Below are 24578 nucleotides of genomic sequence, written 5' to 3' on the forward strand. Positions count from 1 at the left end.
GTGCTAACCACCGCTTCGGTAGCATACTTCACTTTCCGCGGGCACGGCTTCAGCTAACTAGGTAAAGAAAACCGCTTTACCTAGTGGATCTTCAGCTCGCGCTGTTCCCGCTGGAGTCTACGCATGCTACCTACGCCAAGAAGCATGGTGTTATCGCAAACCTAGAGACTTTGAGTCCCAACAAGCCATCTTAAAAGCTTTTGTCAGGAAATGTGTACTTCTTTTCATAAATAGATAGTTGAAGTTCCATTTATTATCCTGTTCTTGGACTTTCTGCTTGTTCCCTGGCAATGTCTTTTGATGATACGGTGCATAGAGTACCATGAATAAAAATTTCGAGGCGTTTCTAAACAGAAAGCTGTTCCTAGCGAAGAAAATACCCGGTGACTCCCTCGGGAGGAAAGGCCTCGGTGAGATTCCGCAGAGCGTCAGCTCGAGGAAGCTCACCAGCCGCCCGCGGAAAGCGCAGGGTATTTTCGCAGCGTAGAACTCCAACTCAACAAAAGGAAGACGCATTCAAACTATGTCGCAGTTTATACTATAAGTGTAGAAGTCAAATCACTTAATTTGCTTCATAAAAAAGACACTCAGCTTATGATGCTGAGCGCCCTAAAATAGCAGGCATGATTTTTGACCGCACATACGGAATGTTCATCGAAACAGTCACAGCAAGCTTTCGCAGTGTATTGACTGCAAGCAGTGCGTTAAGTATTTTAAATCGTTTTTGAAAAATCATACCGGCGGTGATAATGATCGAGCATGCAATCAGAAATGACCTCATGTTCTACACCCTTTCTCACTGGATGCTCTTATCATGCACCAGGTGAATCAATTTTATGCTTTCTAAAATATCAATCCTGTTTCCGTTATGAGATGATCAACCGCAATATCGTAAGTATCTCTTGGAACCTCATCAATTAACTGTTCATTACTTGTCAAAGCAAGGGTGGAATTTGAAAAACCGGATAGAAAGCGATCGTAATATCCCCCGCCATAGCCGATCCTATAGCCTTGCCGATCAAACAATAAGCCCGGGACGATGACCAGGTCAATTTGCTGCTTCGGGATAGACTGGGCTGCATCAGGATTTGGTTCCAGTAAATCAATATAAACACACTCTAATTGGTCATAGGACTTCAAATGATAAAATATTATTTCCGGAACTTTCGGGTAACACTTGGGGACACAAACGTTTTTCTTTTCCTTCCACGCCCTTTCGATGATCATCCTGGTATCCCATTCGTGATGTTGGGAGACAGTCAAAGCAATTGTATTGGCCCTTTTCCAATAAACCGAATCGAATAAGTGTGACGCCAACTTTGTTTCTATCGATTCCCTTTTTTCAGCAGGCATGTCTTTTAGCAATTGTTTAGCCATCGTCCTCCATTCGCTTTTTTTCATTACCCAGCCCCCTATCCTTTAATGCTCGCTTTGCCATGCTTTGATTCCATCATATCAAATGAAAAGCAAGCTTGGTAAGCTTCCGCAACTTTCCGGTTCTCTCTCAAATGTGATGGTGTGATTTTTCTTCCACCCTCTCTTTTTCGAAAGCGCATTCTAAAAACAGCTAATTTACTAAGGCCGCAGAGGGAATGAGTGTATTTCTTTGCACAATGCAGGAACACCCATCAAGACAGAGGACACCACCACATTCAGTATTGAGCCAATTTTCGCGTCATTTAAATGAGGAGATTCATGAATTCAACAAATAAAAACCCCCGCCAAACTATGTTGGTGAGGGTTTTAACACATACAGCTTCCGGGTGAACCGGATTTACTGTAAGCTTATTTTGTTTCGCGGTGCAGTGTATGCCGACGCAAACGTGGAGAATATTTTTTTAGCTCCAAACGTTCTGGATGCTTACGTTTATTTTTAGTAGTAATATAGTTGCGGTCACCAGTTTCGGTGCAAGCAAGTGTAATGTTTACACGCATTCTTTATCCCTCCAAACCTTCTTCAAATGTAATCAACATTTCAATCTTACATATCATTTTTCAGACTTAATAATATTACCAAAAAAACATAACAATTTCAACCTCTTAACAGAAAGCATTCAAATAATCGATAGAATATGATATAACTGTTAATGGAAACAACCAATACTTCTTTCAGTAACCATAAGCAAGAACTTTATGCTTGATATTTTTTCGCCATTTAACAGGAAAACGAAACAAGTTTTAAAATAGTATAAAACGGTAAGTTCCAGATTCCTGTGTCTTCATCCAGGTAAAAGGACTGGTCGCACTTCTATTATATATATGTGAGTTCAGTAGGATTTTCATATAAAGTATTTAAGAAAAGAGGAATTACCATGGTTTATGCACTATCTGCCTTATTGGCAGTATCCATCATTTTATTGATTTTATCCTTTTTTATGAACGACCGATTCAAAGACATCGAACAGCAATTAGAGCAGCTTTCCATTTCTTCCATGCAAGAATCCTATCAAATGAAGAAAAAGCTAAGAATTCTGGAAGAAGAACTGCTTGCGGACGACATGGATTTTATGGAAAACACCAATCCTGCTTCACAAGGCACAACGCCGCCCATGTACCAAACAATCCTGGAACTCAATCACCAGGGAAAGTCAGTCGAACAAATTGCCAGGGAAACTTCCTTGAATGAGCATGACATACATTCCATTATAAAACAATTTTCTTCAAAGAGATAAGGAGAATCAGGATGAAGCAACCGATAAGGGCATTCGCCCTTGGCCTCTTGAGTGCTGTATTCGTGCTTGGCGTCAGCTATTATATCGAAGGAAAACCGACAGAAACAAAACAATCAAATGCAGAGATGCCGGCTTCCGAGATGGTTAACAAGCTGGAAGCAGAAGGATATGTCGTTAAAACGCTGGACGAAATACAGACAGAACAATCAAAAGATGATGAACAAGCCGGACCAGCAGACGAGGAAGACGAAGAAAAAACGGAGGAACAAGAAGGAAAGACACCTGCCAGTATAGACTTACAAATCAAACCGGGTATGAATACGGAGGAAATCATCGATACCCTCTATAAAGCAGGTATAGTGGAAGACCGACAGAGTTTCACTGATTATTTAACCGATCAAAATTATAGTACCGCAATCCAGACCGGTGAGTTTCATATAGAAGAAGACATGTCTTATCAAGAGATTGCTGAAACAATCACCCGTTGAGCGTCATGCTTGCACGATGGCGGTGTGTATATAAGGAAAATCCGCATGTAAAGTAGCCTGACATGGCACTCAAAGCGATACCGAGCGAATTCGAATAGCACTTAGAATTCGCTCGTTTTTTGATTTGGATACCCTTTTCTTTTAGGCTCTATACTGAATGTGGTGGTGTCCCCTGTCGTGATGGGTATTCCTGCAGTGTGCAAGGTCACAGGAAAGGTAGATAAAGAAGACACGTATTCGTTTTAAAACGAGATTTTTTTGGCATCAAAGACTTTGAACGATTAAAGCATAAAATCTTATGGCAGCAAGCAGTTAAAAAGGCTCTATAGAGCGAAATAGCGTAGCAGTGGAAAATAAGCGAAACTCCTGCGGAAAAACGGGCCGCCGAGACCCCGCAGCGGGTTTTGCGAGGAGGCTCGGGCGTTCGCCCGCGGAAAGCGGGTTTATTGCGGTCTGAGTAAAATAGCTGTTCTGAGCCTTTCGATAAAGAGAGGGTGGAAGAAAAATCGCACCACCACATTTGACAGAGAAACTTCTTTTAACCTTTTGTTTGATAGTGCGCTAAGCCAGGTTACGAGAAAACCGGTCCAATTGTGGAATCGTCCGGTTTCTACTTTGGCACTATGCTTTTGTCCCTGCTCCTCTTTGCTTGATCCCCTTGTGTCGGCCACATTTGGTTTTATAGACTATTTATTTAAGTCCAATGTTTCCCCTTTAACCAAATAAAGGATGCTTTCACCGACATTGGTGGTGTGGTCGGCAAAACGTTCAATGTACCTTGCGCTAAAAGCCATCTGCATGATGTGTTGTATTTTTTGTGGGTTCGTCGCCGTTTTTTCGAGCATTTCCCTTACTACTTCACCATACATGTTATCGACAAGATCATCCAGCTCCGCCAGTTTTCTCGCCAGAGTGATGTCCTCATATTCAAAAGCTTTGACGGAAAGGTCCACCATTTTTAAAGCCGTTTGCTTCATATCATTTAAGGCGGGGTGGATTGTCAGTCCATGGTGTTCGCCTAAATGAATGGCTGCTTTCGCTATGTTTTTTGCGTTATCGCCCATTCTTTCTAAATCAGAGGAAATGCGCAAAGCGATGATCAACCTTCGTAAATCTGTTGCAACGGGCTGTTGCCGGGCAATCATCAAAATCGCATCTTCATTGATTTTCAGCTCCTTTTCATCCAGTTGCTTATCGTATTCGATTATCTCGTTGGCCAGGTCGATGTCCTGGTTATACAATGCTTCCATAGACTTTTCCAGCATTTTTTCCGTTTCGTGGGCAAGACTGATTATTTGGCTCCTTAACGCAGTCAATTCTACCTGGAACTGTTCTCTTGCAACCATCTTATCTCCTCTTTCCTATGAATTAACCGAACCGGCCGCTTATATAGTCTTCTGTCCGTCTGTCGGATGGCACTGAAAACAAACTATCTGTATCCGAAGCTTCTATTATTTCGCCATGAAGAAAGAATGCTGTTTGATCAGATATTCTCGCAGCCTGCTGCATATTATGGGTCACAATGACGATGGTGTATTGATTCTTCAGTTCGCTGATCAATTGCTCGATCCGGAGAGTGGAAACCGGATCCAAAGCCGAAGTGGGTTCATCCATCAATACAACACTGGGTTTGGTGGCAATTGCACGGGCAATACAAAGACGTTGCTGCTGTCCGCCTGATAAACCAAGAGCAGAACTGTTCAAGCGATCCTTCACTTCGTCCCATAAAGCAACTTGCTTCAAAGAAGTTTCCACCACTTCATCCAGTTCTTTTTTCCTTTTCATTCCATGTATTCTCGGGCCATACGCTACATTATCATAAATGGATTGCGGGAAAGGATTTCCTTTTTGAAATATCATTCCGATTTGTTTTCTTAGGTTAACTAAATCTACTTTGTCTTTTAAAATATTTTGTCCGTTAAAATGCAGTTCACCTGATAATTTAACACTTGGAATCCTTTTAACCATCAAATTCAACGTTTTGACAAAAGTCGATTTTCCACATCCAGATGGCCCGATTACCGCCGTCACTTCATTCTCCGGAATTTCGAGATGGACATTTTTCAATGCCTGGTTGTTTCCATACCATAAGTTCATGTCTTGTACATGAAAAACCGGTTTCACTGTGGTTGTTGTCTTGTTCATGTCTCTGTTCCCTCCCTTTATCCGAATCTGCCAGAAATATAATCTTCTGTCTTTTCTTGATCCGGATTGGTGAAAATCTTCTCGGTTTCTCCATATTCAATGACAGATCCATTCAAGAAAAACGCTGTTTTGTCCGAGATTCTGGAAGCCTGTTGCATGTTATGCGTGACAATAACAATCGAATAGTCTTCCTTCAATTGCAAAATCAACTCTTCAATTTTGGCATTGGAAATCGGATCCAGAGCAGATGAAGGTTCATCGAGCAGTAGTACGTTAGGTTCCATTGCAAGTGTCCGGGCGATGCAAAGTCGCTGTTGTTGTCCTCCTGACAACGATAAAGCAGAATCGTGCAGCCTGTCTTTAATCTCGTCCCATAAGGCAGCCTTCCGCAAGCTTTCTTCGACGATTTCATCTAACTGCTTTTTCTTGCGGATTCCATAGAATCGTAAAGCATGCGCGATATTGTTATAGACTGATTTAGGAAATGGATTCGGTTTTTGAAAAACCATGCCGATTTCTTTACGCAGTGCGATTGTATTAATGTTCTTTGAAAGGATATCCACGCCCTCATACATTATTTTCCCTTCATTCCAAGAAACCGGGATCAAATCGTTCATCCGGTTGATACTGCGCAGAAATGTCGACTTCCCGCAACCAGAAGGACCGATCAATGCAGTTATGGCATTTTTCTCTATATCCAGGTTGGCATGTTTCACTGCCTGATTGTCCCCATAATAAATACTCAGGTCCTCTGTCTGCAGTATGGTTTCTCTTTTTATCTCCATTGCTGTCGGATGTTTATGCAACTTTGGTTCAATTGTAATTGTAGCAGCCATATCGAATACCCCTTTATTCATTTATTTACCTGCCGTCATTTTTTTATGGACGGCGCTGCCGAGCCACCTTGCCAATAAGTTGAAAATCAATACTGCCAAAACCAGGACTGCAGAAGATCCATTTGCAATTTCCCTGATATCCGGCATGATACCATTTGTATTCACTGCCCAAATGTGAACAGCCAACGTTTCCGCCGGTCGAAAAATGTTCAACGGAGAAGTCTCTGAAAAAGGGTTTAAGTCCAGATAGTCAAGCCGCGGTGTAGACAGCCCCGCTGTAAACAACAGAGCTGCCGCTTCTCCGAATACACGCCCTGACGCAAGAATGGCGCCTGTCAAGATTCCCGGGAATGCCGATGGAATCAGCACTGTCTTGATTGTATGCCAATGAGTGATGCCCAAGGCCAGACTTGCTTCTTTCATTTCAGCAGGAACAGATCGAATGGCATCTTCACTGACACGCACCATAACCGGAATATTGAAAATCGTTAAAGCCAGCGCACCGCCTATAATGGTATAGCCCCACCCTGTCGTGTTGACAAAAACCAAGAGCCCGAACATACCGACGACGATCGAAGGCAGGGAGGCAAGCATTTCAATACAAGATCGAATGAAATTGGTCACTTTTCCCGGCTTGGCATATTCCGCCATATAAATACCACCACATACTCCAAGCGGTACAGTGATCAGCATCGTGATAAATAAAATATAAATAGAATTGAATAGTTGATCCCTAATTCCCCCTCCTGCCCGTACAGAGCTGGAAGGAGTGGTCAAAAATTCCCAGGAAATTTGCGGTACACCTCTGAACAGAATAAACGAGAACAGCGCGGCCAGAATGGCAACGATGATAAAGGCTATTGCGATAAAGACTCCTGTGGCGATTCGATCTGCTACCTTGCTGTTCATTAGATTTTCCTCCTAGATGACAAGTATCGGACAATTAATATGAAGACAAACGAAATAATCAATAAAATCAGACCCATGGACCATAACGTGTTGTTTTCGACACTTCCATAGGTGGTGTGCCCCATGTTTAGTGTAATGATCGTCGTTAGCGTGGCAGAAGGATCTAGTAAACTGGCCGGCAGGCTCCTGACATTTCCGATGACCATTTGGACCGCCAATGCTTCGCCAAATGCCCGAGCCATCCCAAGAACGACTGCTGTCAACAAAGATGGCAATGCGGCCGGCAGCAATACTTTCCGGATTGTCTGCCATCTAGTCGCTCCGAGCGCCAAAGAACCTTCTCGTAAACTGCTCGGCAAAGCTCCCATCGCATCCGTTGCAATGGTAGTGATCGTCGGCAAAATCATGATGGACAGTACGATGGTACCTGCAAGAATACTAAAACCGGTCCCAGTGCCATGTTCTCTAATAAAAGGAACCAAAATTGTAAGCCCTATGAATCCATAAACAACAGAAGGAATTCCTACCAGCAGCTCAATGACTGGCTGCAGGACTTTCCTGCCCCAAGACGGGGCTATTTCTGTCATGAAGATCGCTCCGCCAATGCCTAACGGCGCTGCAATCAATGCGGAGAGGAAGGTGACAGCCAATGAACCAAAAATGAATGGCAATGCACCATAGCTCGGATCGTCTGCTAACGGGTTCCAGTTGGTGCTGGTTAAAAACTCAATGGGACTTACATGGTTAACTAGAAAAGATTGCAGCCCCTTCACAGTCAGGAAAATTGTTACGGACACCGTCGCTGTAATCATGATTAACGCACACAGCGTAACCAGAATTTTCCCTCTCAATTCACCTAAAGACCTGTTTCGTTTTGATTTTATTAATCGCTCTCCCGCTGATAGAGCTGCTTTATTTTCCATAGTAAACACCCCTAATAAGTCATCACAGGGCAAATGCTTTTTAGCATTTACCCTGCTTTTTTTCTTGTTTTTCCATCTTATTTATCTGTTTGATTTCCTTCTGCATCGCGTTCTACTTGCATTTTGGTCGAAGCGATATATCCTTGCTCAGGTAATAGACCGGTTTGGACTTCATCACTCATTAAGTAGTCAAGGAACGTTTTGGCAAGGCCTTCTGCTTCTCCGTTTGTGTAAGAGTGCTGATAAGCCCAAATCGGGAATTCACCGCTTTGTACGTTTTCATCATTTGCTTCCACTCCATCTATTGACAGGGGTGTTACAGAGTCATCGGTAAAGTAAGAGAAAGCCAGATAACCAATCGCGCCTTCAGTTTCACTGATAATTTGCTTTACCGTATTAGAAGAATCTTCAGTGACACCCTCTGCAGGAGTTTCTCCATCAAGACCGAAGTTCACGAAAGTTGCGCGGGTTCCAGATGAATCCGGACGGTTGACCAGCGTAATATCAACATCTTCTCCACCCAATTCAGACCAGTTCGTGATTTCTCCGGTGAATACTTTTTTCAAATCTTCTTTCGAAATATCATCAATTCCCACTCCAGGATTCACTGCCGCAGTCATCCCAACTACAGCAACCTTGTGATCGACTAATTCATCAGCAGGAATGCCATCTTTTTCTTCTGCGAACACATCCGAGTTTCCAATATCTACTGTTCCTTCAGACACTTCACTAAGACCTGTACCAGATCCGCCGGCGTTGACTTGAATGTCTGCTTCAGGGTTTTCACTCATGAATTGTTCTGCTGCGGCTGCTACCAGCGGCTGCATAGCACTAGAGCCGGAAATGGTAATTGAGCCAGAGGCACTTTCATCGCTTGCACCTTCGTCTGATTCACTTTCAGAACCTTGTCCGGCATCTGTCTCTTGATCTGTTTCATTCGAACCGTTTGATTCTTGTTCTTCTCCATTGCTTGATCCACATGCTGCCAACATCCCTATCAGTAAAATCAACAATGCAGCAAAGGATAATAACTTCGTTTTCTTCATAAGTTTGTTCCCCCTATAGTCTTATAAAATGATTGTCGCCTATCCGGCTACAAATACATCGTAACGTGTTAGTTTTAAGTAGCAGTTAACTGCTTGTAAAGATCGTGTAAATTTACTAGATAAATAGTCCTGATTGGTAGATTTTGTTGTGAGGCAGGGATGAAAGTTCCTGAATGACTTAAATGGCGGGAAAGCGGCCGTCACCTGTGACCGAAGGTGCGGCAGGCACAAAGGGCAAACGCAGATATCTTCACTTTTCAACCAAAAAAGCCCTTGGCAATATATTGCCAAGGGCTTCTCCTGTAATCTCGTTTTATTGATTTAATCTTCTACTTCTTCTTTTCCTTCCTTGCTCTGTTTCAATTCTTTGTTCACACCGTCTTTATCACGGTTTTCTTTCAATTCAAAGTATTTCTTGATGATCCTCGTTCCGATTTTATGGTTGATATCATACTGACCGTTCCCTGTTCCGTTGTTCGGCACGATGATGGCAAAGGCCACTTCCGGTTCATCATATGGAGCATATCCGACAAGACTGAGGTTTTCCGTATCAGCTAGCTTTTTGCCATCCTTGTATACTTCGTTTTCCGCTGTACCCGTTTTGGCCGCGACTTTATACTCACTCAGGCTTCCCCATCCATGTCCTTCCGCTGTTCCTTGGGTAATAACCCTGCGGAAACCTTCATGGACACGATCCAAGTATTTATCATCCATTTCGATTTTGTTTAAGACATCCGTATTAAAGCTTTCGACGACAGAACCAAGCTCATCTCGATCAGGCTTAGGGGATCTTATCTCGCTGACCAAACGTGGTCGTATGCGGTAGCCATCGTTGGCCAATGTAGAGACATATTGGGCCAACTGCATCGTTGTATAGGTGTCATACTGACCGATGGCAAAGTCAAGCAAGTTACCGCCTTGAGGGTCGGGACCTACATAACCTGTCGCTTCATAAGGATAATCGATTCCCGTTTCGACACCGAGACCGAATTGCTTGAAATAGTTCCGCATCGTCGTAAAGGATTGGGGATCAAAGTTCATCGACTTCATGCCATAGTGGTAATTGAATTCTCCCGCCATGCGCATGGCAATATGGAACATGTACACGTTGGATGATTCTTGTAAAGCCTGGATATCAGTGACAGGTCCTAAATCTTTATAGGATGATTTTTCCAACTGGCCTATTTTAATCGTTCTATCATTAAACACTGTTCCCGGATTGATTACTCCGGCATCCAAACCTGACAACACGGTCGCACCTTTCACAGCGGAACCAGGACGATGTGCATCGTAAAGCGTCCGGTAGGATTGGTTGCGGTATTCCTTTTCCTCTCTGTCATAGTGTTGCCCAGACATGGTCAACACTTCACCCGTTTGCGGATCCATCATGACGACCAACGCATCAGACATGTATTGGTTTTTGGATGGATGCATTTCAATCGCGGTTTTCAGTTCTTCCCGGACAATTTTATCAACAGCCTGCTGTAGCTCCATATCGATAGTCAGCATCAAATCATTCCCGCGCTGTCCTTCGGTGACCACTTCTGTATTGACTACCTTGCCACTGCTGTCGGTGATATACTCGACCTTTTCTTTGGTCCCCTTGAGCTCGGCTTCGTACTGTTCTTCCAGCCCGCTGATACCGACACGGTCGTTCGGGCTATACCCTCTGCTTAAGTAGTACTGTTCATTTTCTTTCGGTATGCCGCGTTCCGTGCTCGATACACTTCCGATAATGTCAGAGAAAGTGCCTTCTACAGCAGAAATACGTTTCCAGTCAATCGTTGCGTCGATTCCTTCCAATTCACCTAAATGCTCGGAGACCTTTGCATACTCCTCTTCTGTGACTCCTTCATTTTTAACAATGTGAGGAGATAGCTCTGAAGCTGCGTCCAATTCTTTTTTAATCGCGATCACTTCGAGCAAGTCATCGTTCCACTCGATTTCTGCCAGCTCTTCTTCCGTGATTCGTTCCAGCATCGTATTGTATTGATCGCCGTTATCCAACTCTTCCTTTTCTTCATCTGTAAGCTTCTCTAGAGCATCTTCTTCATTTAAGAGATACCAGTACTCCTGTTTATCCCGTTCACTGACTTTTTCTTCAGCATCTTCTATGTCGATATAACCAGCAAGTTTCTTCGCCAAATCGAGGCGATCTTCTGCTTTCGCTCCATTTTTAGGAGCCGTATAGGTGATCGAACGTACCGGTTCATTATCCAATACCAGGCGCCCGTAACGGTCAAACATCTTTCCCCGGGGTACCGGTATTTCTGAAATCGTGTTCTCCGTTCGGTTGATTTCATCCTGCGCTTCCTCGCCGTTCAAGATTTGCACAACACCCAGCTGCAAAATCAAGCCGGAAAACAGCAAAAAGACAAACAAAAACAATATATTTAAACGAAAGGGAAGTTGTGCTCTTTTTTTCTTCTTCTTTCCCATATCGCTCCCCCTTTATAAATTCACATTACTGCTAGTATAACATCTTTCGGGGGAGCAGACTATTATTTATCAACGATTTTCCTCTTCCGCCAATTCTTTGGAAATGGCTGGTTTTTCCCGTGGTTCTGTGACCTTCAAATCGATGTTCTTCAAAAAGAAATAGATGATGAACGGACCTACTCCGACTCCTACCAACAAATAAGGAATCGCAGTTTCCGCCTCAAAAAGACTGACCGCTGCCAAAAATAAAAGGATCGATGTAATTCTGCCAAAATTGAGAAACAACTCTCTTACGACAATATACTCTATCCGCATCTCACCGGCCCGCCAAGCTTTACCGATGACATCATATGTCATCGAGGCATACGGGACGAACAATATTGGGTAGGAAAAACCGATAATCCCGGCGTATATGAGCAATGTCGTATAATCCAAATGAATGAGGATCAGGAATACGGACAGGCAAAGAGACAACCCTCCAATAAAAATCGCTCCCTTTCGCATTCGCGGTTTGATTAAACGGGTAGCCGCATAGTAAAACAAAAAAGAGAATCCAGAGAAAATTAAATTGAACGTGCCCAATGCCAATTCGCTGTTTGTTGTGATAAATACCCATACTGAAATGACAAAGACGAAGATACCTTCCCGCAGCCCTTGAAAGGAATGGGCATAAAGCACCCTTTTCCAATCTTTATTTTGCTTCCGTTCTTGGAAGATCTGTACAAACCGGAAAACTCCCTTTGCAGAACGACGCTTTAGAAAAAAAGTACAGACAACCGCCAGTACAAAAAGAGAGAATGAGATGGCGAATATAACGGTATAGCCTTGAAAAGACGCCATCCTGGATATGATATAACCAGCGAGTATCGGACCGATCATTCCACCAAATGATTGCAGCAGTCCTTGAAATCCATTGAAAAAATCCCTTGTTTCTGGTTCGGTTACTTCAAAGGTCAGGACATTGAAAGCCAGCCAGTAAAAACCGTAACCAATCCCGAGCAATCCGCCCAATAACATGTTATACTTGGCAGCTTGTTCACCGACCAACAAGACGGTCATAAAGAATAGGGAGAGAAATAACACGCCAAGGCGTAACACAATCACCCGGTCGACTTTCTTTGCCCAGCGCCCTGCCAGGATGAATGTAAGGGGCTGTAAAATATATATAGCTAAATTGTAGAGGGCGATTGCCATATAATCACCCGATTGCTTCCAAAGATAAATGTTCACAAAGGTATTCGACAAAAAAATCCCCAATGAATATAGTCCGCCTATTGTCAGCAGCAATTTTAAATCCTTGTCTATTTCTATATCACCTAATAGTAAATGTAACGATTTTTTCATGATTCCCGTCTCCTTTACTGTTAAACTTAGTGTTTTCTAAAGGAACGGAGTTATACAAAAGACGGAGAATTGAAATATTCCATGCAAAAAGAAAAAGTCATCCCTTATTTGCAGCTGATAAGTTTAAAACCACGAGGAAAGGTGTGAGGAAGGCGAGTGTGCAAATATGAATTTTTCCATCCATTAAAAAAGGACTTGACGAGTATGACTCATCAAGTCCTTTTGCTTAGAAGCTTCTATTATTTAGCTGCTTCGTAACGCTTGGCAACTTCATCCCAGTTTACAACGTTCCAGAAAGCAGAAACGTATTCTGGACGTTTGTTTTGGTACTTAAGGTAGTAAGCATGCTCCCAAACATCCAAGCCAAGGATAGGCGTTTTTCCTTCCATGATCGGGGAGTCCTGGTTCAGCGTGCTGGTGATTTCCAGTTCGCCATTATTGACAACCAGCCAAGCCCATCCAGAACCAAAACGGCCTGTTGCAGCATTGCCGAATTCTTCTTTGAATTTGTCGAAGCTGCCGAATTTAGAATTGATTTTATCAGCTAACTCACCGGATGGTTCGCCGCCGCCATTAGGAGAAAGTACTGTCCAGAATAGTGAATGGTTGGCATGACCTCCGCCATTGTTGCGTACTGCCGTACGAACTTCAGCAGGAACACTGTCGATATCTGAAAGCAAGTCTTCGAGTGATTTGTTTTCCAAATCACTGTTTCCTTCCACCGCACCATTTAATTTCGTAACATAAGTGTTATGGTGTTTTGTGTGGTGGATGTTCATTGTTTCCTTATCGATATGCGGTTCTAATGCATCGTATGCATAAGGTAGCTCTGGTAGTTCAAATTTAGCCATTGTTAATTCCTCCTTTGAATGATATGTAGCCGGAAAAAGATGAAACTAATCATCTTTCCTTCAAAACCCAGATTATCAAAGCGTGTTTTTTCTTGCAACTTTTATGCCTTTAAAAATAGAAACTTTTCCCTTTTATCTGAAAGAAAGGAAAAACCTTTTACTTATCGACCTTTCGTTGAATTAACCGAGAAAATTCATCCCGCGACCGGGAACACCCTACTTATTATGGTTCTCTGTCAAATGTGGTGGTGTGATTTATCACTCCACCCTCTCTTTATCGAAAGGCTCACTCCAAGAAATGGCCATTTGTTTCAGGACGCAGAGCGCTTTCCACGAACGAACGCCCGAGCCTCCTCGAAAAGCCCGCTGTGAGGTCCCTGTCGCCCGTTGTTCCGCAGAAGTCTCAGGATATCGTTTAGTTCCTCTGCTACGCTTTTTCTCTCTAAAAGCCTTTTTTAACCGCTTGCCGCCATAAAATTTTATTTGGACAATAAAAAAAAGACAAGCTGCAGAATGCTTGTCCCTACTGTTTTTGATTTATATTCATAAAGTAAAATGGTGGCTCGGGACGGAATCGAACCGCCGACACACGGATTTTCAGTCCGTTGCTCTACCGACTGAGCTACCGAGCCATAAATAGCAAATAAATATGTTTTTTTCTCGCCCTGTTTTCTTGCTTCGTAGTATCCCTATGAAGTTTTGTGCTCGTCACGTTAATGGTTTATTCGGTGAATCTGCGTTCCTCGCAAACCTGCACATGGGAGTCAGTTCAGAGAAGCTGGCGGCTCTCTACCGACTGATCTACCGAGCCTTTTGTGTATTCCGGTACTTGCCTTTTCAAAGTTCCAGAAGAAATTTTATGTAAATGGAGGAGGATGAGGGATTCGAACCCCCGCGGGCGATGAAGCCCCTGGCGGTTTTCAAGACCGCTCCCTTCAGCCAGACTTGGGTAATCCTCCTCGAGTTATTGGTGGACCCTGCAGGACTCGAACCTGCGACCGATCGGTTATGAGCCGATAGCTCTAACCAGCTGAGCTAAGGGTCCTAGTAAATATATGGGGCGACCGGTGGGAATCGAACCCACGAATGCCGGAGCCACAATCCGGTGCGTTAACCACTTCGCCACGACCGCCATATTAAGTTGGTAGCGGCGGAGGGGATCGAACCCCCGACCTCACGGGTATGAACCGTACGCTCTAGCCAGCTGAGCTACACCGCCATATGGCTCCACAGGTAGGATTCGAACCTACGACCGATCGGTTAACAGCCGATTGCTCTACCACTGAGCTACTGTGGAAAGAATCAAATTGCTTTCCTTGCTGTTAATGATCTAACTTGTTGAAGCGACGAAATATAATTTACCATGAATATGTAAGACTGTCAACACTTTTTGCAGATGTTTTTAAATCGGCAACAAAAATAATATAGCATGTCCGCTTCTTCCATTCAAGCATTTTTTTAAACTTTTTTAGATCGTTCCTGCCTCTTCCTTATTTAAAAAGGGTGCCAAACTGCTTTGGCACCCTTTTTGCATCATTCCCCTAACACTTCTTCCGCTATGTTGACCGCATGGTCGCCGATCCTTTCCAGATTGCTGATGATATCGACAAAAACGATACCGGCTGGGCCGGAACATGAACCCTCGTTCATACGGATAATATGCTTTTTCCTATAAGCTCGCTCCATTTGGTCGATTTGATCTTCTTTTTGGACAACCGCCAATGCTTCTTCCCTGTCCATCTCTCCAAGAGCCTTGATCGCTTGTTTTACAGTGATTAACGTAAGATCGAACATATCGTTCAAATCCTGTTGTGCCTGTTCCGTGATAACGACTTTGTTGGAAATCTTATAATCGACCAATTCGACTATATTTTCGAAGTGATCGCCGATTCTTTCAATGTCACGAACCGAGTCCATTAAAGCAGAGTGCTTCGTACTGTCTGCTTCTGAAAAAGACGTACCCGATAAACTGACAAGGTACTCAGTGATTTCCTTGTCAAGATTATTCAGCGCCCCTTCTACCTGGAGGGCCATGTCTGCGTGCTTTTGGCTATGATTGTTTAAATACTTGCTTGATTCCTCTAATCCTTTGTGAGCATATTCACCCATACGGATAACTTCTTCTTTTGCTTGATCAAGAGCAACTGAAGGCGACTGCTGGATAAAAATCGGATCCAAGTGCTTCGGTTTGTATTCGATCACTGTATCCTCGCCAGGTATCAGTTTTGTCACGATAAAGGCCAATGCCCCGATGAACGGAAATTGGAGGATCGTATTCGCCACGTTGAAACTGCCGTGAGCAAAAGCAATCGTCATTTCCGGATTGAGATTGAAAGCATCCTGCAAATAAGTAACATATTTCGTGTATAAAGGCAACAAAATCAAAAAGATTGTCGTTCCTACCACGTTGAAGATAACGTGGGTGAATGCAGCACGTTTTGCTGCAATGGTCGCTCCGATCGAAGCAAGAATCGCAGTGATCGTCGTCCCGATATTATCCCCGAACAATACCGGCAACGCTGCTTGGATATCGATGGCACCCTGTTCGAACAAACCTTGCAGGATACCGATCGTTGCACTGGAGCTTTGCACGATAAAGGTAAACAACGTTCCAACAACTACACCGAGAATCGGATTGGAACTCATGTTCAAGGTCAAATCATGGAAAGCTTGTACATCACGAAGTGGAGACATTCCGCTGCTCATCAATTCTAAACCGTAGAACAGGGACCCAAATCCAAAAATCGTCTGCCCCAGGTAAGTCACTTTATTATTTTTAAAGAAAAAGAGCATAAATGCACCGACAGCCATAATGGGCAGAGCGTACTCTCCCAAATCGATACCGATGATGAAGGCAGTCACCGTCGTACCGATATTGGCACCCATGATGACCCCGATTGATTGCCGGAGCGTCATAAAACCGGCATTTACTAGTCCTACTGTCAGTACTGTTGTCCCGGAACTGCTCTGTATCAAAACAGTAACAATAATACCTGCCAGCACCCCCATAAATGGATTGCTGGTAAACCGGTCTAAAATATCCCTCAATCGGTCACCTGCAGACTTTTGTAAACCATCTCCCATGAATTTCAATCCGAGCAGGAAGATTCCCAGTCCACCGACAAACTCGAAAATTAAGGATTGCACATTAATATCCAACGTTTCCCATCCCTTCACACATGCTGATTAGCTTGAAATGCCTCTCTCATTATTAATGAAAGCAGAAGAGTTTGTAAAGATTTTTCGTTAAAATTTACGTTAAATTTACATTCTTGTACTTCAGACGACTTTTTCTGGGCAAAATCTATGTAAAAGCTGGAATATTCACCACTTTTTACATTAGATTTCCTCTCTATTTGTTATGTACCCCAATTCAACTACAGCAATCGTAAAGTTGACAGTTACATAACCGACAAAAAAGAGTACTTCACCACTCCAAGATGAAATACTCTCCCATAGCCTTTGTTATTGTTTGTTTTTTGATACAAGGATTTTTGTTCCGTCTACCTGTACTACTCTAACCTCGGTATCTCTTGCGATCCATTGGCCATTCGTCACTGCGCTGTAGTCCTCGCCGTCTACCCGGATGGTTCCGACAGGGCGCATATCAGTAACGGTGATCGCCATTTTCCCCACTAGCGAGGCATACGTCTCGTTCATCGAATTATACCCTTTTTCACTTGTCAGTTGATCGACTAAAGCCAACTTCGACCACATTTCTCTGCGCTTGAAAACTTTCAGGAAAAGAAGAGAACAAAAACCGCCAATAATCACTCCGATCACCCCATACAATCCTGCCGTCCAATTGGGGGAACTTAATCCAATCGACAAGATCATACATACTGCTCCGATGGTAGCAAGGGTTCCGTCATTCAGAAATTTACCATCTATAATAATCAGCAACAGTCCGACCAAATAGATAACCATCATCAGTACGAATGCACCTGGCGCCAAAAAAGACAGAAAATAGATGGTGATGAAACCTAAACCGATAATCCCGAAAAATCCTCTCGTATTTACCAGCAGTTCTCCAAATAAAAATAACGTACCAAGTCCTGTTATGATAAAACTCACCCAGTCTGCTGAAAAAACGTCCATTTGTATCACCCTTCCCGCTTTGTATTATTTACGTTCTTCAAAATAATTTTGTTTCAAAAAAAGGGTTTTATTTTCTTTGTAGAATGTATATATAAATCAATAGAAGGCGGTGTTGCAATGGGATTCTTCAAAAAAGCGCTTGTCACTCTCTTCATTATATTATTTATTGTCAGTATTTTTAAAGATTTAACGGTCGGAACGATAAATAGCATCCAGCAGGTAGAAGAGCAGAACGACAACTCGTCAGAAAGTCTCGAGCCTTCTCAGAATACAGCTCAACAAAATGCCACAGACTACCAAGCCCTGGAAGTGGAGGTGCGACCCGGTGATACAGTGCTCAGCATAATAGAAGAAATCAATCGAGCGGAAGCAGTCCTGTCGATCGACAGCATCATCGCTGACTTCCAAAAGATGAATCCGGGAACAAATCCCCAACAAATTCAGCCTGGAGAAACGTACTTATTTCCTTTATATGTAAGCGAAGAATGACTTGTCAGTTTTTTTAAGGTTTGTTACTTCTCAATTCGGCCTTTTCCCCTTATAATAAGCAATGGTACCTAAAATACCATTCTTGTTCGCGATTAAATAAAGGAGCGATATATTTATGGCACTAACCCACAGAAAAAATACACGACCAGTCAAAGTAGGCAATGTCATGGTCGGGGGTAAAAACGAAGTTGTCATCCAGTCCATGACAACGACCAAAACACACGACGTCGAAGCAACTGTTGATCAAATAAACCGTTTGGAAGAAGCCGGATGCCAAATTGTACGAGTGGCTTGTCCCGATGACAGAGCTGCAGACGCCATTCCCGAAATCAAAAAAAGAATAAATATTCCTTTAGTAGTAGATATTCACTTTAACTATAAATTAGCGTTGAAAGCAATTGAAGGCGGAGCAGACAAAATCAGGATCAACCCGGGGAATATCGGCAAACGCGATAAAGTGGAAGCTGTCGTCAATGCAGCCAAAGCAAAAGGAATTCCAATCCGGATCGGGGTTAACGCCGGGTCACTTGAACGGCATATCATTGAAAAATACGGCTATCCGACTGCAGACGGTATGGTGGAAAGCGCCATGCACCATATCAAAATTCTAGAGGACCTCGATTTTCATGACATCATCGTTTCGATGAAAGCCTCTGATGTCCCTTTGGCAATCGAAGCCTATGAAAAAGCAGCTGAAGCAATTGATTATCCGCTCCATCTTGGCATCACCGAATCCGGCACCTTGTTTGCCGGGACAGTAAAAAGTGCTGCCGGTTTGGGAGCGATTCTTAGTAAAGGCATCGGAAATACAATGAGAATTTCCTTAAGCGCGGATCCAGTTGAAGAAGTCAAAGTTGGAAGAGAGTTACTCAAATCCTTTGGCCTTGCTTCCAATGCGGCAACCCTGATTTCTTGTCCGACTTGCGGCAGAATTGAAATTGACCTTATTTCAATTGCCAATGAAGTGGAGGATTATATTTCAACCATCAAAGCCCCAATCAAAGTAGCTGTATTGGGTTGTGCAGTAAATGGACCAGGAGAAGCCAGAGAAGCTGATATCGGTATCGCTGGAGCACGAGGGGAAGGATTGCTGTTCCGCCATGGGGAAATCATCCGAAAAGTGCCGGAAGAAACAATGGTAGACGAGTTGAAAATCGAAGTCGATCGAATCGCGGAAGAGTACTTTGCTCAACAAAAAGAAGAAGAAGACAAACAGAAAGCATAATAACCACCATGAAAAGAGCTGGTTCCATTCGGAACCAGCTCTTTTGCTATACAAAGGGGGCTAAAAATAACGTCAGGATAATCGAAACAGCTCCAGCAATTATCGCTGTGTTTCCCAGAGTATGGGCACCCCGATTTCTGGATATAAACCCGAATATGATCGCCGCGGCTCCCAGAACCACCGGCATCATGAAGAAAGATAAAACACCAAGGATAACAGCCACCCAGCCAAACCCTGTCTGGACATCCCCGTCCATCTTTGTTTCCTTTTCCTCGGTGCGGATCGGCTTATTGAATTCTGTGGCGGTCAACTCCTGAGCCATTTCTTCATCACGTTTATATGGCTCATCGAGTATATACTGTTCATGGGGATCGCGCGGAGGTACTGATCCACCCTGCTGCTGGGTAATGATCGGATCATTCGTGTCATCCCCAAACTTCGGAGCATCCTCCACCTCTTCGTTCTGTTGCTTGTTGTTCGAATTCTCGTCCATTGGCAACATCCTCGCTTTCTTATCGGGGTGCCTTTGTAGTGTATGAAGGAACCTTGAACATTTTACAAGGTAAATAAAGGATGTAATTATCAACCTGACGGAGAACTTGCTTATAAAGCAAAGCCCTATTCACAAAAAAACGCCCGGGGCTTGTGTGTTTTCGGCTCGTGCTGTTCCCGTCGGAATCTGTATCTTGCCATTGCAATGGTTGTGTCCTGATTCTTGGACAGGTGAGCTGTAATCGTTTTATTCTATGGGCTGACAGAATCTAAAAAAGACTTCCAAGGCAGTAAAAACCGAACGAATTGGAATCGTTCGGTTTTTGATCACTATACTTGTCCCAGCCCCTTTGTATATTTAATTTGCTGTTACAACCGTTTTGTGATTTTCCGCATTGGACAATATCTCTACGGCATACCAGCTTTTTGCATCGCCATTTTCACGGACGAATTTTTTCATTCCGCTCATGCCCCGATGATACGCAGTCAAAGCTTCTTCCCAATTCCCATATTCATTATGCAAATAATCGAGGTACACGATTGACAGCTGCATCGAATAATAAGGATCGTACAACAATTCCTTCTCATATGGCAAACCAGCCATTTCAGCCACCCACGGCGCAGTGTTCGTCATGAACTGCCCCATTCCATACGCCTTTCCGTATTTTGTTTCCGGACCGACCAATTTTGCATCGAAAGTTCCGCCCGTTTCAACCTTGAGTAGCTCATAAACGATTTTTGGATCTACATCGAATTTCTGGGACTCCTTGACTAAATAGAGAGCCCATGACTTTTTGAACCTACCCTCGCTTTCTTCTACAAAAGTGTCCGCAATCTGTTCGATTTTCGGCCAAGTGAGATACCCATTTTTGTCGGGCGACTTCGATTGTTGGGATTGCAGATATTCTTTTTCCGATTGCAGTTGCTTGTTTTCCTGTTCGAGTTTGACAATCTGCGCTTTTATTTCTTCTTTCTCCTGCGAGATTGCATCGATTTCCTGGTTGTCTTCGGCAAATCCGTCAAATAAAAATAATAATAGTGCACAAATAAATAAAAAGCTAAGAGCCTTAGAACCAGAGTTACTCCAAAAGTTCACACACATTCACTCCTTACTACAACCTGCATTTTTCGAACCACAAAAAACTATACTAGCTTTTGCGGATTATAAATGCAATTGATTTACTTACAGATACCGACTGCCGCCCGTCACAAAACCAGTTCTCCTACATAAGGTGTAACAGGGAAAAATTAATACACTTGGCTGGCGCCGCCCTATCATTACAGCCAGTGGAAAAAGAAAGGGTTTTTGGATGAACAGCATGCTAAAAAAGATGATACTAAATAAATTGAAACAAGTAAGTACAGAAGAGCTGCTACATTATAGTAAGCAGTATGATATCCCAATCACCAAAAGTCAGGCGGAACAAATCACCGCCTATTTGCGAAAAATCGAGTTCGATCCTTTCAGCGAGCAAGGGCGCATGGCTTTATTCAAAGATCTGGCAAGAATGACAAACGTTGAAACAGCCCAAAAAGCCAATAAACTGTTCAAACAACTGACGAAAGAATATGGCGTTGACTCCTGGTTTTATTGACTTCCCCAACTTTATCAAAACTAAACATTTCCGAAGGATAAACTAAAACATTCTGTTAGACACTGGTAAGCCTATGCAGCTATAGCGGACCGTATGAATAGAAACACGAGTAATTCAACATGATGCAAAAGAGATGGGGCTTAAAAAAAATCAAGCTTTGATCTGCCAAAAGCCAGAAATGAAGTGGGATGGATCGAAGTGTCGAGCTGACTTCAACTTATTCTGGGCGTATTTTTCGGAAATACAAAAGCGCAAGCGCCCGTTTTAAGGAATACAGGCTCATTCACCACCTTCTACATGACCCTCCACGTACGGCTTCCGAGAAGCTAATACAACCGTGTAGTAGGCACAAAGGATGGACTTAAGCCCTCGAGGGGGAGAACGATAGAGCTAGATCTTCTCTGAAATGCATTCTTTCTTATTTTTTTCTGGGACAAAAGCATAGCTACCAAAACAAAAACCGAGCGAATTTGAACTATCAATCAAATTCGCTCGGTTTTTAATTTTTGTGTACCTGAGATATAGACTTCTTGTTATCCTGTTGTTTGATGCGTGCTTGTATGCTACGGCAAGATACTGCGCTTTCTTACGGGAGTTAGCTGAAGCCGTGCCCGCGGAAAGCGAAGTACCTTCCCGGAGTGGAGCGTTGCTCTTCTTAAAAGGGCAGGCTGGAATGGTTTACTTTTTCAATCCCAAAAACCTTGTCCCAGTCTCTTGCTTTTACCTTTACCGCCTATGCTTTTGCTTTGTTATTGCGAAACAATTTGTTCTTTTAAATCTCTTACGAAAGAGTCTCCTTTAAGCATCTCAATCTCAAACTTATATGGAGGCTTTTTGTTCTTTTTATCTTCACCTACATACGGAGTTTCCAATATCTTCGGCAATGCCTCCAATTGTGGATGGTGGACAATATTCCGGAGTGCATCGAAGCCGATATGACCAAAACCGATATTTTCGTGACGGTCTTTCCCGGCTCCGCGCACATTTTTGCTATCATTTACATGGATGACTTTCAAACGGTCTAAACCGATCACCTGATCAAATTCGGCAAGAACTCCATCAAAATCATGGACGATATCATAACCTGCATCATGAGTATGGCAAGTATCGAAGCAGATAGACAGCTTGTCATTCAGCTTGACACCGTCAATAATCTTCGCTAATTCATCGAAGTTCCTTCCGACCTCTGATCCCTTTCCAGCCATTGTCTCCAAGGCAATCTGCACTTGCTGGTCTTTATGAAGGACCTCGTTTAAACCTTCAATAATTTTCTCTATTCCTTTGTCTACACCTGCACCCACATGTGCGCCTGGATGCAGGACAATTTGCCCAGCTCCTAAGGCTTCCGTTCGTTCGATTTCACTTCTCAAAAAATCGACGCCAAGCTCAAATGTCTCTTTTTTTGTCGTATTGCCAATATTGATGATATAGGGTGCATGGACCACGAGATCTACAATACCGTTTTCCGCCATATGCCTGCGTCCATTTTCAATATTCAACTCTTCTATTGGACGCCGTCGGGTATTTTGAGGTGCTCCTGTATAAATCATAAATGCATTGGAACCATATGACACTGCTTCCTCACTCGATCCCAGCAACATTTTCTTTCCACTCATCGATACGTGTGAACCTATTTTCAACAATTCCTCCACCTCTTTGTTCTTTTTCTATAATTATTATAACATAATAATAGTTATTTTTTATATTTATTACGATTTAACTTTTTCTTCACTTGTTCCTTTTGTTGCTTCATTTTCTTTTTATAGCCCGGCTTCACTTTTTTTGGTTTCCGTACTCTGCGCCAAGCTTCTTTTTCCGTGTCTGATTCTGTTTTCTTCCTTGCACTTCTTTCATTCCAGGCTTTGACTTCTTTCCATTCCCCGTTTTTCACATCAAAGCTCGTAAAGGACAATCCTTTTTTCTCCAGTTTTTCAATCAGCTGAACATCTTGATCGGTGTACAAATTAATCGCCGTGCCTTCCATCCCTGCACGCGCTGTCCGGCCGACTCGATGTATATAAAACGCTTCTTCCTTTGGCAGTTGGGCATTGATCACATGACTGACACCTTTAATGTCGATTCCTCTTGCTGCAAGATCAGTAGCCACAATATATTGAAAACGAAGATTTTGAATGTCTTTCAACACCCGTTTTCTTTCTCTCGGAGAAAGCCCTCCATGGATAAGTCCTACTTCCATCCCTTTTTCAGTCAGCTCTTCCGCAAGTTGATCAGCCAGTTCCTTTCCATTCGTAAAAATGATCGCTAAATATGGCTGAATAGCCTCAGAAATACGAAATATCATTTCCGAAGTTGAACGATGCCGCAGAGGGACCAGTCTGTGCTCCATTGTTTCGGGTGAAAGCTTGTGCTCATCCGCCGTCAGATGTGCCGGATTCTCCAGATATTTTTTTAAAAAAGGCTGCAATCTTTCCGGAATGGTTGCAGAAAATACGAGAAGCTGTATTTCCGGATTTGTCTTTACCAAAGTTTTATCGACCTCTTGTATGAAGCCAAGATCAAGCATTAAGTCCGCTTCGTCGACAACGAAGGCCTTGGCATTGTGTAAATCGAGCGCTTCTTCCTCGACAAGGTCCAAAATCCTTCCCGGTGTCCCGACGACAATGTGCGGCTGCTCCTTCAACTTTTCAATCGACCTTTTTTTATCTGTTCCGCCGATCAGCAATTTTGCATTCCAACGATGATCTTTGTTGGCATAATGAATGATTTTCCTTACTTCATCATAGATTTGGATAGCCAGTTCCCTTGTCGGTGCCGTCACCACAAATTGGACCTGTTTCTTCGCTTCCTCCATTTCATTGAATAGAGGCAGCAAATAAGCATGGGTTTTCCCTGATCCTGTATGGGATTGTCCAATCACACTTTCCCCTCTCAGAACGGCGGGAATCACTTTTTCCTGTATGGGGGTCGGTTTATGGAAATCAAGTCTGTCAATGACGTCGTTGATAAGTGGATGCAATGAATATTGTCTAAAATGATGATTCTTCATTTATAAACTCCTTTAAATT

General features: G+C 43.1%; 23 protein-coding genes and 6 tRNA genes. 5 read left to right on the forward strand and 24 right to left on the reverse strand.

Annotation, left to right across the window (positions count from 1 at the left end; all coding sequences use genetic code 11):
• Nucleotides 1-592 precede the first annotated feature (592 nt).
• The 3 genes from F6X55_RS00910 to rpmG form a co-directional block, all read right to left on the reverse strand.
• A complete protein-coding gene (locus F6X55_RS00910; protein ID WP_026569948.1) occupies nt 593-781 on the reverse strand; it encodes a hypothetical protein in 189 nt (62 codons plus the stop codon).
• A 62-nt stretch (nt 782-843) separates the two neighbouring features.
• Nucleotides 844-1401, reverse strand: coding sequence for a 5-formyltetrahydrofolate cyclo-ligase (locus F6X55_RS00915; RefSeq protein ID WP_026569947.1), 558 nt, complete (start codon nt 1399-1401; stop codon nt 844-846).
• 384 nt (nt 1402-1785) lie between these two features.
• Entirely contained in the window at nt 1786-1935 is a 150-nt protein-coding gene (gene rpmG / locus F6X55_RS00920; protein WP_026771167.1) for a 50S ribosomal protein L33, read from the reverse strand.
• Nucleotides 1936-2312: 377 nt separating this feature from the next.
• On the opposite strand from rpmG, the gene F6X55_RS00925 reads away from it, so the two are divergent.
• Nucleotides 2313-2672, forward strand: a complete 360-nt coding sequence (locus F6X55_RS00925) for a hypothetical protein (RefSeq protein ID WP_026569946.1) — start codon at nt 2313-2315, stop codon at nt 2670-2672.
• An 11-nt stretch (nt 2673-2683) separates the two neighbouring features.
• On the forward strand, nt 2684-3160 hold the full coding sequence (locus F6X55_RS00930; RefSeq protein ID WP_026569945.1) for an endolytic transglycosylase MltG: 477 nt from the start codon (nt 2684-2686) through the stop codon (nt 3158-3160).
• Between the two features lie 686 nt (nt 3161-3846).
• Here the strand turns inward: F6X55_RS00930 and phoU are convergent.
• The 17 genes from phoU to F6X55_RS01015 all read right to left on the reverse strand — a co-directional run bounded on the left by phoU (nt 3847) and on the right by F6X55_RS01015 (nt 17751).
• A complete protein-coding gene (gene phoU / locus F6X55_RS00935) occupies nt 3847-4506 on the reverse strand; it encodes a phosphate signaling complex protein PhoU (protein WP_153461547.1) in 660 nt (219 codons plus the stop codon).
• Between the two features lie 22 nt (nt 4507-4528).
• Nucleotides 4529-5305, reverse strand: coding sequence for a phosphate ABC transporter ATP-binding protein PstB (gene pstB / locus F6X55_RS00940; protein ID WP_026569943.1), 777 nt, complete (start codon nt 5303-5305; stop codon nt 4529-4531).
• A 17-nt stretch (nt 5306-5322) separates the two neighbouring features.
• The gene (gene pstB / locus F6X55_RS00945) at nt 5323-6090 is read right to left on the reverse strand and encodes a phosphate ABC transporter ATP-binding protein PstB (RefSeq protein ID WP_235162463.1); all 768 of its coding nucleotides are present in this window, start codon (nt 6088-6090) and stop codon (nt 5323-5325) included.
• 72 nt (nt 6091-6162) lie between these two features.
• Entirely contained in the window at nt 6163-7050 is an 888-nt protein-coding gene (gene pstA / locus F6X55_RS00950) for a phosphate ABC transporter permease PstA (RefSeq protein WP_026569941.1), read from the reverse strand.
• Nucleotides 7050-7973: a phosphate ABC transporter permease subunit PstC gene (gene pstC, locus F6X55_RS00955; protein WP_026569940.1), complete on the reverse strand. Its 924-nt coding sequence runs from the start codon at nt 7971-7973 to the stop codon at nt 7050-7052. Before pstC ends, pstA begins: the two co-directional genes overlap by 1 nt.
• Nucleotides 7974-8050: 77 nt before the next feature.
• Nucleotides 8051-9019 (reverse strand): phosphate ABC transporter substrate-binding protein, encoded by a 969-nt coding sequence (locus tag F6X55_RS00960; protein ID WP_026569939.1) that lies wholly within the window; start codon nt 9017-9019, stop codon nt 8051-8053.
• Nucleotides 9020-9340: 321 nt separating this feature from the next.
• Nucleotides 9341-11458 carry a peptidoglycan D,D-transpeptidase FtsI family protein gene (locus F6X55_RS00965; protein ID WP_026569938.1) on the reverse strand — a complete coding sequence of 706 codons (2118 nt, stop codon included), beginning with the start codon at nt 11456-11458 and terminating at the stop codon, nt 9341-9343.
• Nucleotides 11459-11527: 69 nt separating this feature from the next.
• Nucleotides 11528-12802: an MFS transporter gene (locus F6X55_RS00970; RefSeq protein WP_153461549.1), complete on the reverse strand. Its 1275-nt coding sequence runs from the start codon at nt 12800-12802 to the stop codon at nt 11528-11530.
• Between the two features lie 239 nt (nt 12803-13041).
• On the reverse strand, nt 13042-13653 hold the full coding sequence (gene sodA, locus F6X55_RS00975) for a superoxide dismutase SodA (protein ID WP_026569936.1): 612 nt from the start codon (nt 13651-13653) through the stop codon (nt 13042-13044).
• Nucleotides 13654-14209: 556 nt separating this feature from the next.
• Nucleotides 14210-14285 (reverse strand) — tRNA-Phe (locus F6X55_RS00980).
• Between the two features lie 234 nt (nt 14286-14519).
• A tRNA-Ser gene (locus F6X55_RS00985) sits at nt 14520-14612 on the reverse strand.
• Nucleotides 14613-14621: 9 nt separating this feature from the next.
• A tRNA-Ile gene (locus F6X55_RS00990) sits at nt 14622-14698 on the reverse strand.
• A gap of 11 nt (nt 14699-14709) precedes the next feature.
• Nucleotides 14710-14785 (reverse strand) — tRNA-His (locus F6X55_RS00995).
• A 10-nt stretch (nt 14786-14795) separates the two neighbouring features.
• A tRNA-Met gene (locus F6X55_RS01000) sits at nt 14796-14872 on the reverse strand.
• A gap of 3 nt (nt 14873-14875) precedes the next feature.
• Nucleotides 14876-14950, reverse strand: a tRNA-Asn gene (locus F6X55_RS01005).
• A gap of 236 nt (nt 14951-15186) precedes the next feature.
• Complete coding sequence (locus F6X55_RS01010; protein ID WP_026569935.1) at nt 15187-16812, reverse strand: Na/Pi cotransporter family protein; 1626 nt, start codon at nt 16810-16812, stop codon at nt 15187-15189.
• 306 nt (nt 16813-17118) lie between these two features.
• Nucleotides 17119-17751: an NfeD family protein gene (locus tag F6X55_RS01015; RefSeq protein WP_026569934.1), complete on the reverse strand. Its 633-nt coding sequence runs from the start codon at nt 17749-17751 to the stop codon at nt 17119-17121.
• A 117-nt stretch (nt 17752-17868) separates the two neighbouring features.
• Between F6X55_RS01015 and F6X55_RS01020 the strand changes: the two genes are divergently transcribed.
• Together F6X55_RS01020 and ispG are read left to right on the forward strand one after the other, a co-directional pair.
• Complete coding sequence (locus F6X55_RS01020; protein WP_153461551.1) at nt 17869-18240, forward strand: hypothetical protein; 372 nt, start codon at nt 17869-17871, stop codon at nt 18238-18240.
• Nucleotides 18241-18355: 115 nt separating this feature from the next.
• Nucleotides 18356-19465, forward strand: a complete 1110-nt coding sequence (gene ispG / locus F6X55_RS01025) for a flavodoxin-dependent (E)-4-hydroxy-3-methylbut-2-enyl-diphosphate synthase (RefSeq protein WP_153461553.1) — start codon at nt 18356-18358, stop codon at nt 19463-19465.
• 46 nt (nt 19466-19511) lie between these two features.
• Here ispG and F6X55_RS01030 read toward each other — a convergent pair whose 3' ends face one another.
• Together F6X55_RS01030 and F6X55_RS01035 are read right to left on the reverse strand one after the other, a co-directional pair.
• On the reverse strand, nt 19512-19958 hold the full coding sequence (locus tag F6X55_RS01030; protein ID WP_026569932.1) for a DUF4190 domain-containing protein: 447 nt from the start codon (nt 19956-19958) through the stop codon (nt 19512-19514).
• 357 nt (nt 19959-20315) lie between these two features.
• On the reverse strand, nt 20316-21053 hold the full coding sequence (locus F6X55_RS01035; protein WP_235162437.1) for a transglycosylase SLT domain-containing protein: 738 nt from the start codon (nt 21051-21053) through the stop codon (nt 20316-20318).
• A gap of 214 nt (nt 21054-21267) precedes the next feature.
• Between F6X55_RS01035 and F6X55_RS01040 the strand changes: the two genes are divergently transcribed.
• Nucleotides 21268-21552, forward strand: coding sequence for a DUF2624 domain-containing protein (locus F6X55_RS01040; RefSeq protein ID WP_026569930.1), 285 nt, complete (start codon nt 21268-21270; stop codon nt 21550-21552).
• 749 nt (nt 21553-22301) lie between these two features.
• Here the strand turns inward: F6X55_RS01040 and F6X55_RS01045 are convergent.
• Nucleotides 22302-23195, reverse strand: a complete 894-nt coding sequence (locus F6X55_RS01045) for a deoxyribonuclease IV (RefSeq protein ID WP_026771160.1) — start codon at nt 23193-23195, stop codon at nt 22302-22304.
• 50 nt (nt 23196-23245) lie between these two features.
• Nucleotides 23246-24559 carry a DEAD/DEAH box helicase gene (locus F6X55_RS01050; protein ID WP_153461555.1) on the reverse strand — a complete coding sequence of 438 codons (1314 nt, stop codon included), beginning with the start codon at nt 24557-24559 and terminating at the stop codon, nt 23246-23248.
• Nucleotides 24560-24578 lie beyond the last annotated feature (19 nt).

This window comes from Sediminibacillus terrae (assembly GCF_009602435.1).
GTDB lineage: Bacteria > Bacillota > Bacilli > Bacillales > Amphibacillaceae > Sediminibacillus > Sediminibacillus terrae.

Coding starts and splice junctions, on each gene's coding strand:
- pstB (WP_235162463.1), bottom strand. CDS start 6,090: ATGGAGATAAAAAGAGAAACCATACTGCAGACAGAGGACCTGAGTATT.
- F6X55_RS01015 (WP_026569934.1), bottom strand. CDS start 17,751: ATGGACGTTTTTTCAGCAGACTGGGTGAGTTTTATCATAACAGGACTT.
- F6X55_RS00970 (WP_153461549.1), bottom strand. CDS start 12,802: ATGAAAAAATCGTTACATTTACTATTAGGTGATATAGAAATAGACAAG.
- rpmG (WP_026771167.1), bottom strand. CDS start 1,935: ATGCGTGTAAACATTACACTTGCTTGCACCGAAACTGGTGACCGCAAC.
- F6X55_RS00925 (WP_026569946.1), top strand. CDS start 2,313: ATGGTTTATGCACTATCTGCCTTATTGGCAGTATCCATCATTTTATTG.
- pstB (WP_026569943.1), bottom strand. CDS start 5,305: ATGAACAAGACAACAACCACAGTGAAACCGGTTTTTCATGTACAAGAC.
- pstC (WP_026569940.1), bottom strand. CDS start 7,973: ATGGAAAATAAAGCAGCTCTATCAGCGGGAGAGCGATTAATAAAATCA.
- pstA (WP_026569941.1), bottom strand. CDS start 7,050: ATGAACAGCAAGGTAGCAGATCGAATCGCCACAGGAGTCTTTATCGCA.
- F6X55_RS00965 (WP_026569938.1), bottom strand. CDS start 11,458: ATGGGAAAGAAGAAGAAAAAAAGAGCACAACTTCCCTTTCGTTTAAAT.
- F6X55_RS01050 (WP_153461555.1), bottom strand. CDS start 24,559: ATGAAGAATCATCATTTTAGACAATATTCATTGCATCCACTTATCAAC.
- F6X55_RS01030 (WP_026569932.1), bottom strand. CDS start 19,958: ATGGACGAGAATTCGAACAACAAGCAACAGAACGAAGAGGTGGAGGAT.
- phoU (WP_153461547.1), bottom strand. CDS start 4,506: ATGGTTGCAAGAGAACAGTTCCAGGTAGAATTGACTGCGTTAAGGAGC.
- F6X55_RS00930 (WP_026569945.1), top strand. CDS start 2,684: ATGAAGCAACCGATAAGGGCATTCGCCCTTGGCCTCTTGAGTGCTGTA.
- F6X55_RS00915 (WP_026569947.1), bottom strand. CDS start 1,401: ATGAAAAAAAGCGAATGGAGGACGATGGCTAAACAATTGCTAAAAGAC.
- F6X55_RS01020 (WP_153461551.1), top strand. CDS start 17,869: ATGGGATTCTTCAAAAAAGCGCTTGTCACTCTCTTCATTATATTATTT.
- F6X55_RS00910 (WP_026569948.1), bottom strand. CDS start 781: ATGAGGTCATTTCTGATTGCATGCTCGATCATTATCACCGCCGGTATG.
- F6X55_RS01040 (WP_026569930.1), top strand. CDS start 21,268: ATGAACAGCATGCTAAAAAAGATGATACTAAATAAATTGAAACAAGTA.
- sodA (WP_026569936.1), bottom strand. CDS start 13,653: ATGGCTAAATTTGAACTACCAGAGCTACCTTATGCATACGATGCATTA.
- ispG (WP_153461553.1), top strand. CDS start 18,356: ATGGCACTAACCCACAGAAAAAATACACGACCAGTCAAAGTAGGCAAT.
- F6X55_RS00960 (WP_026569939.1), bottom strand. CDS start 9,019: ATGAAGAAAACGAAGTTATTATCCTTTGCTGCATTGTTGATTTTACTG.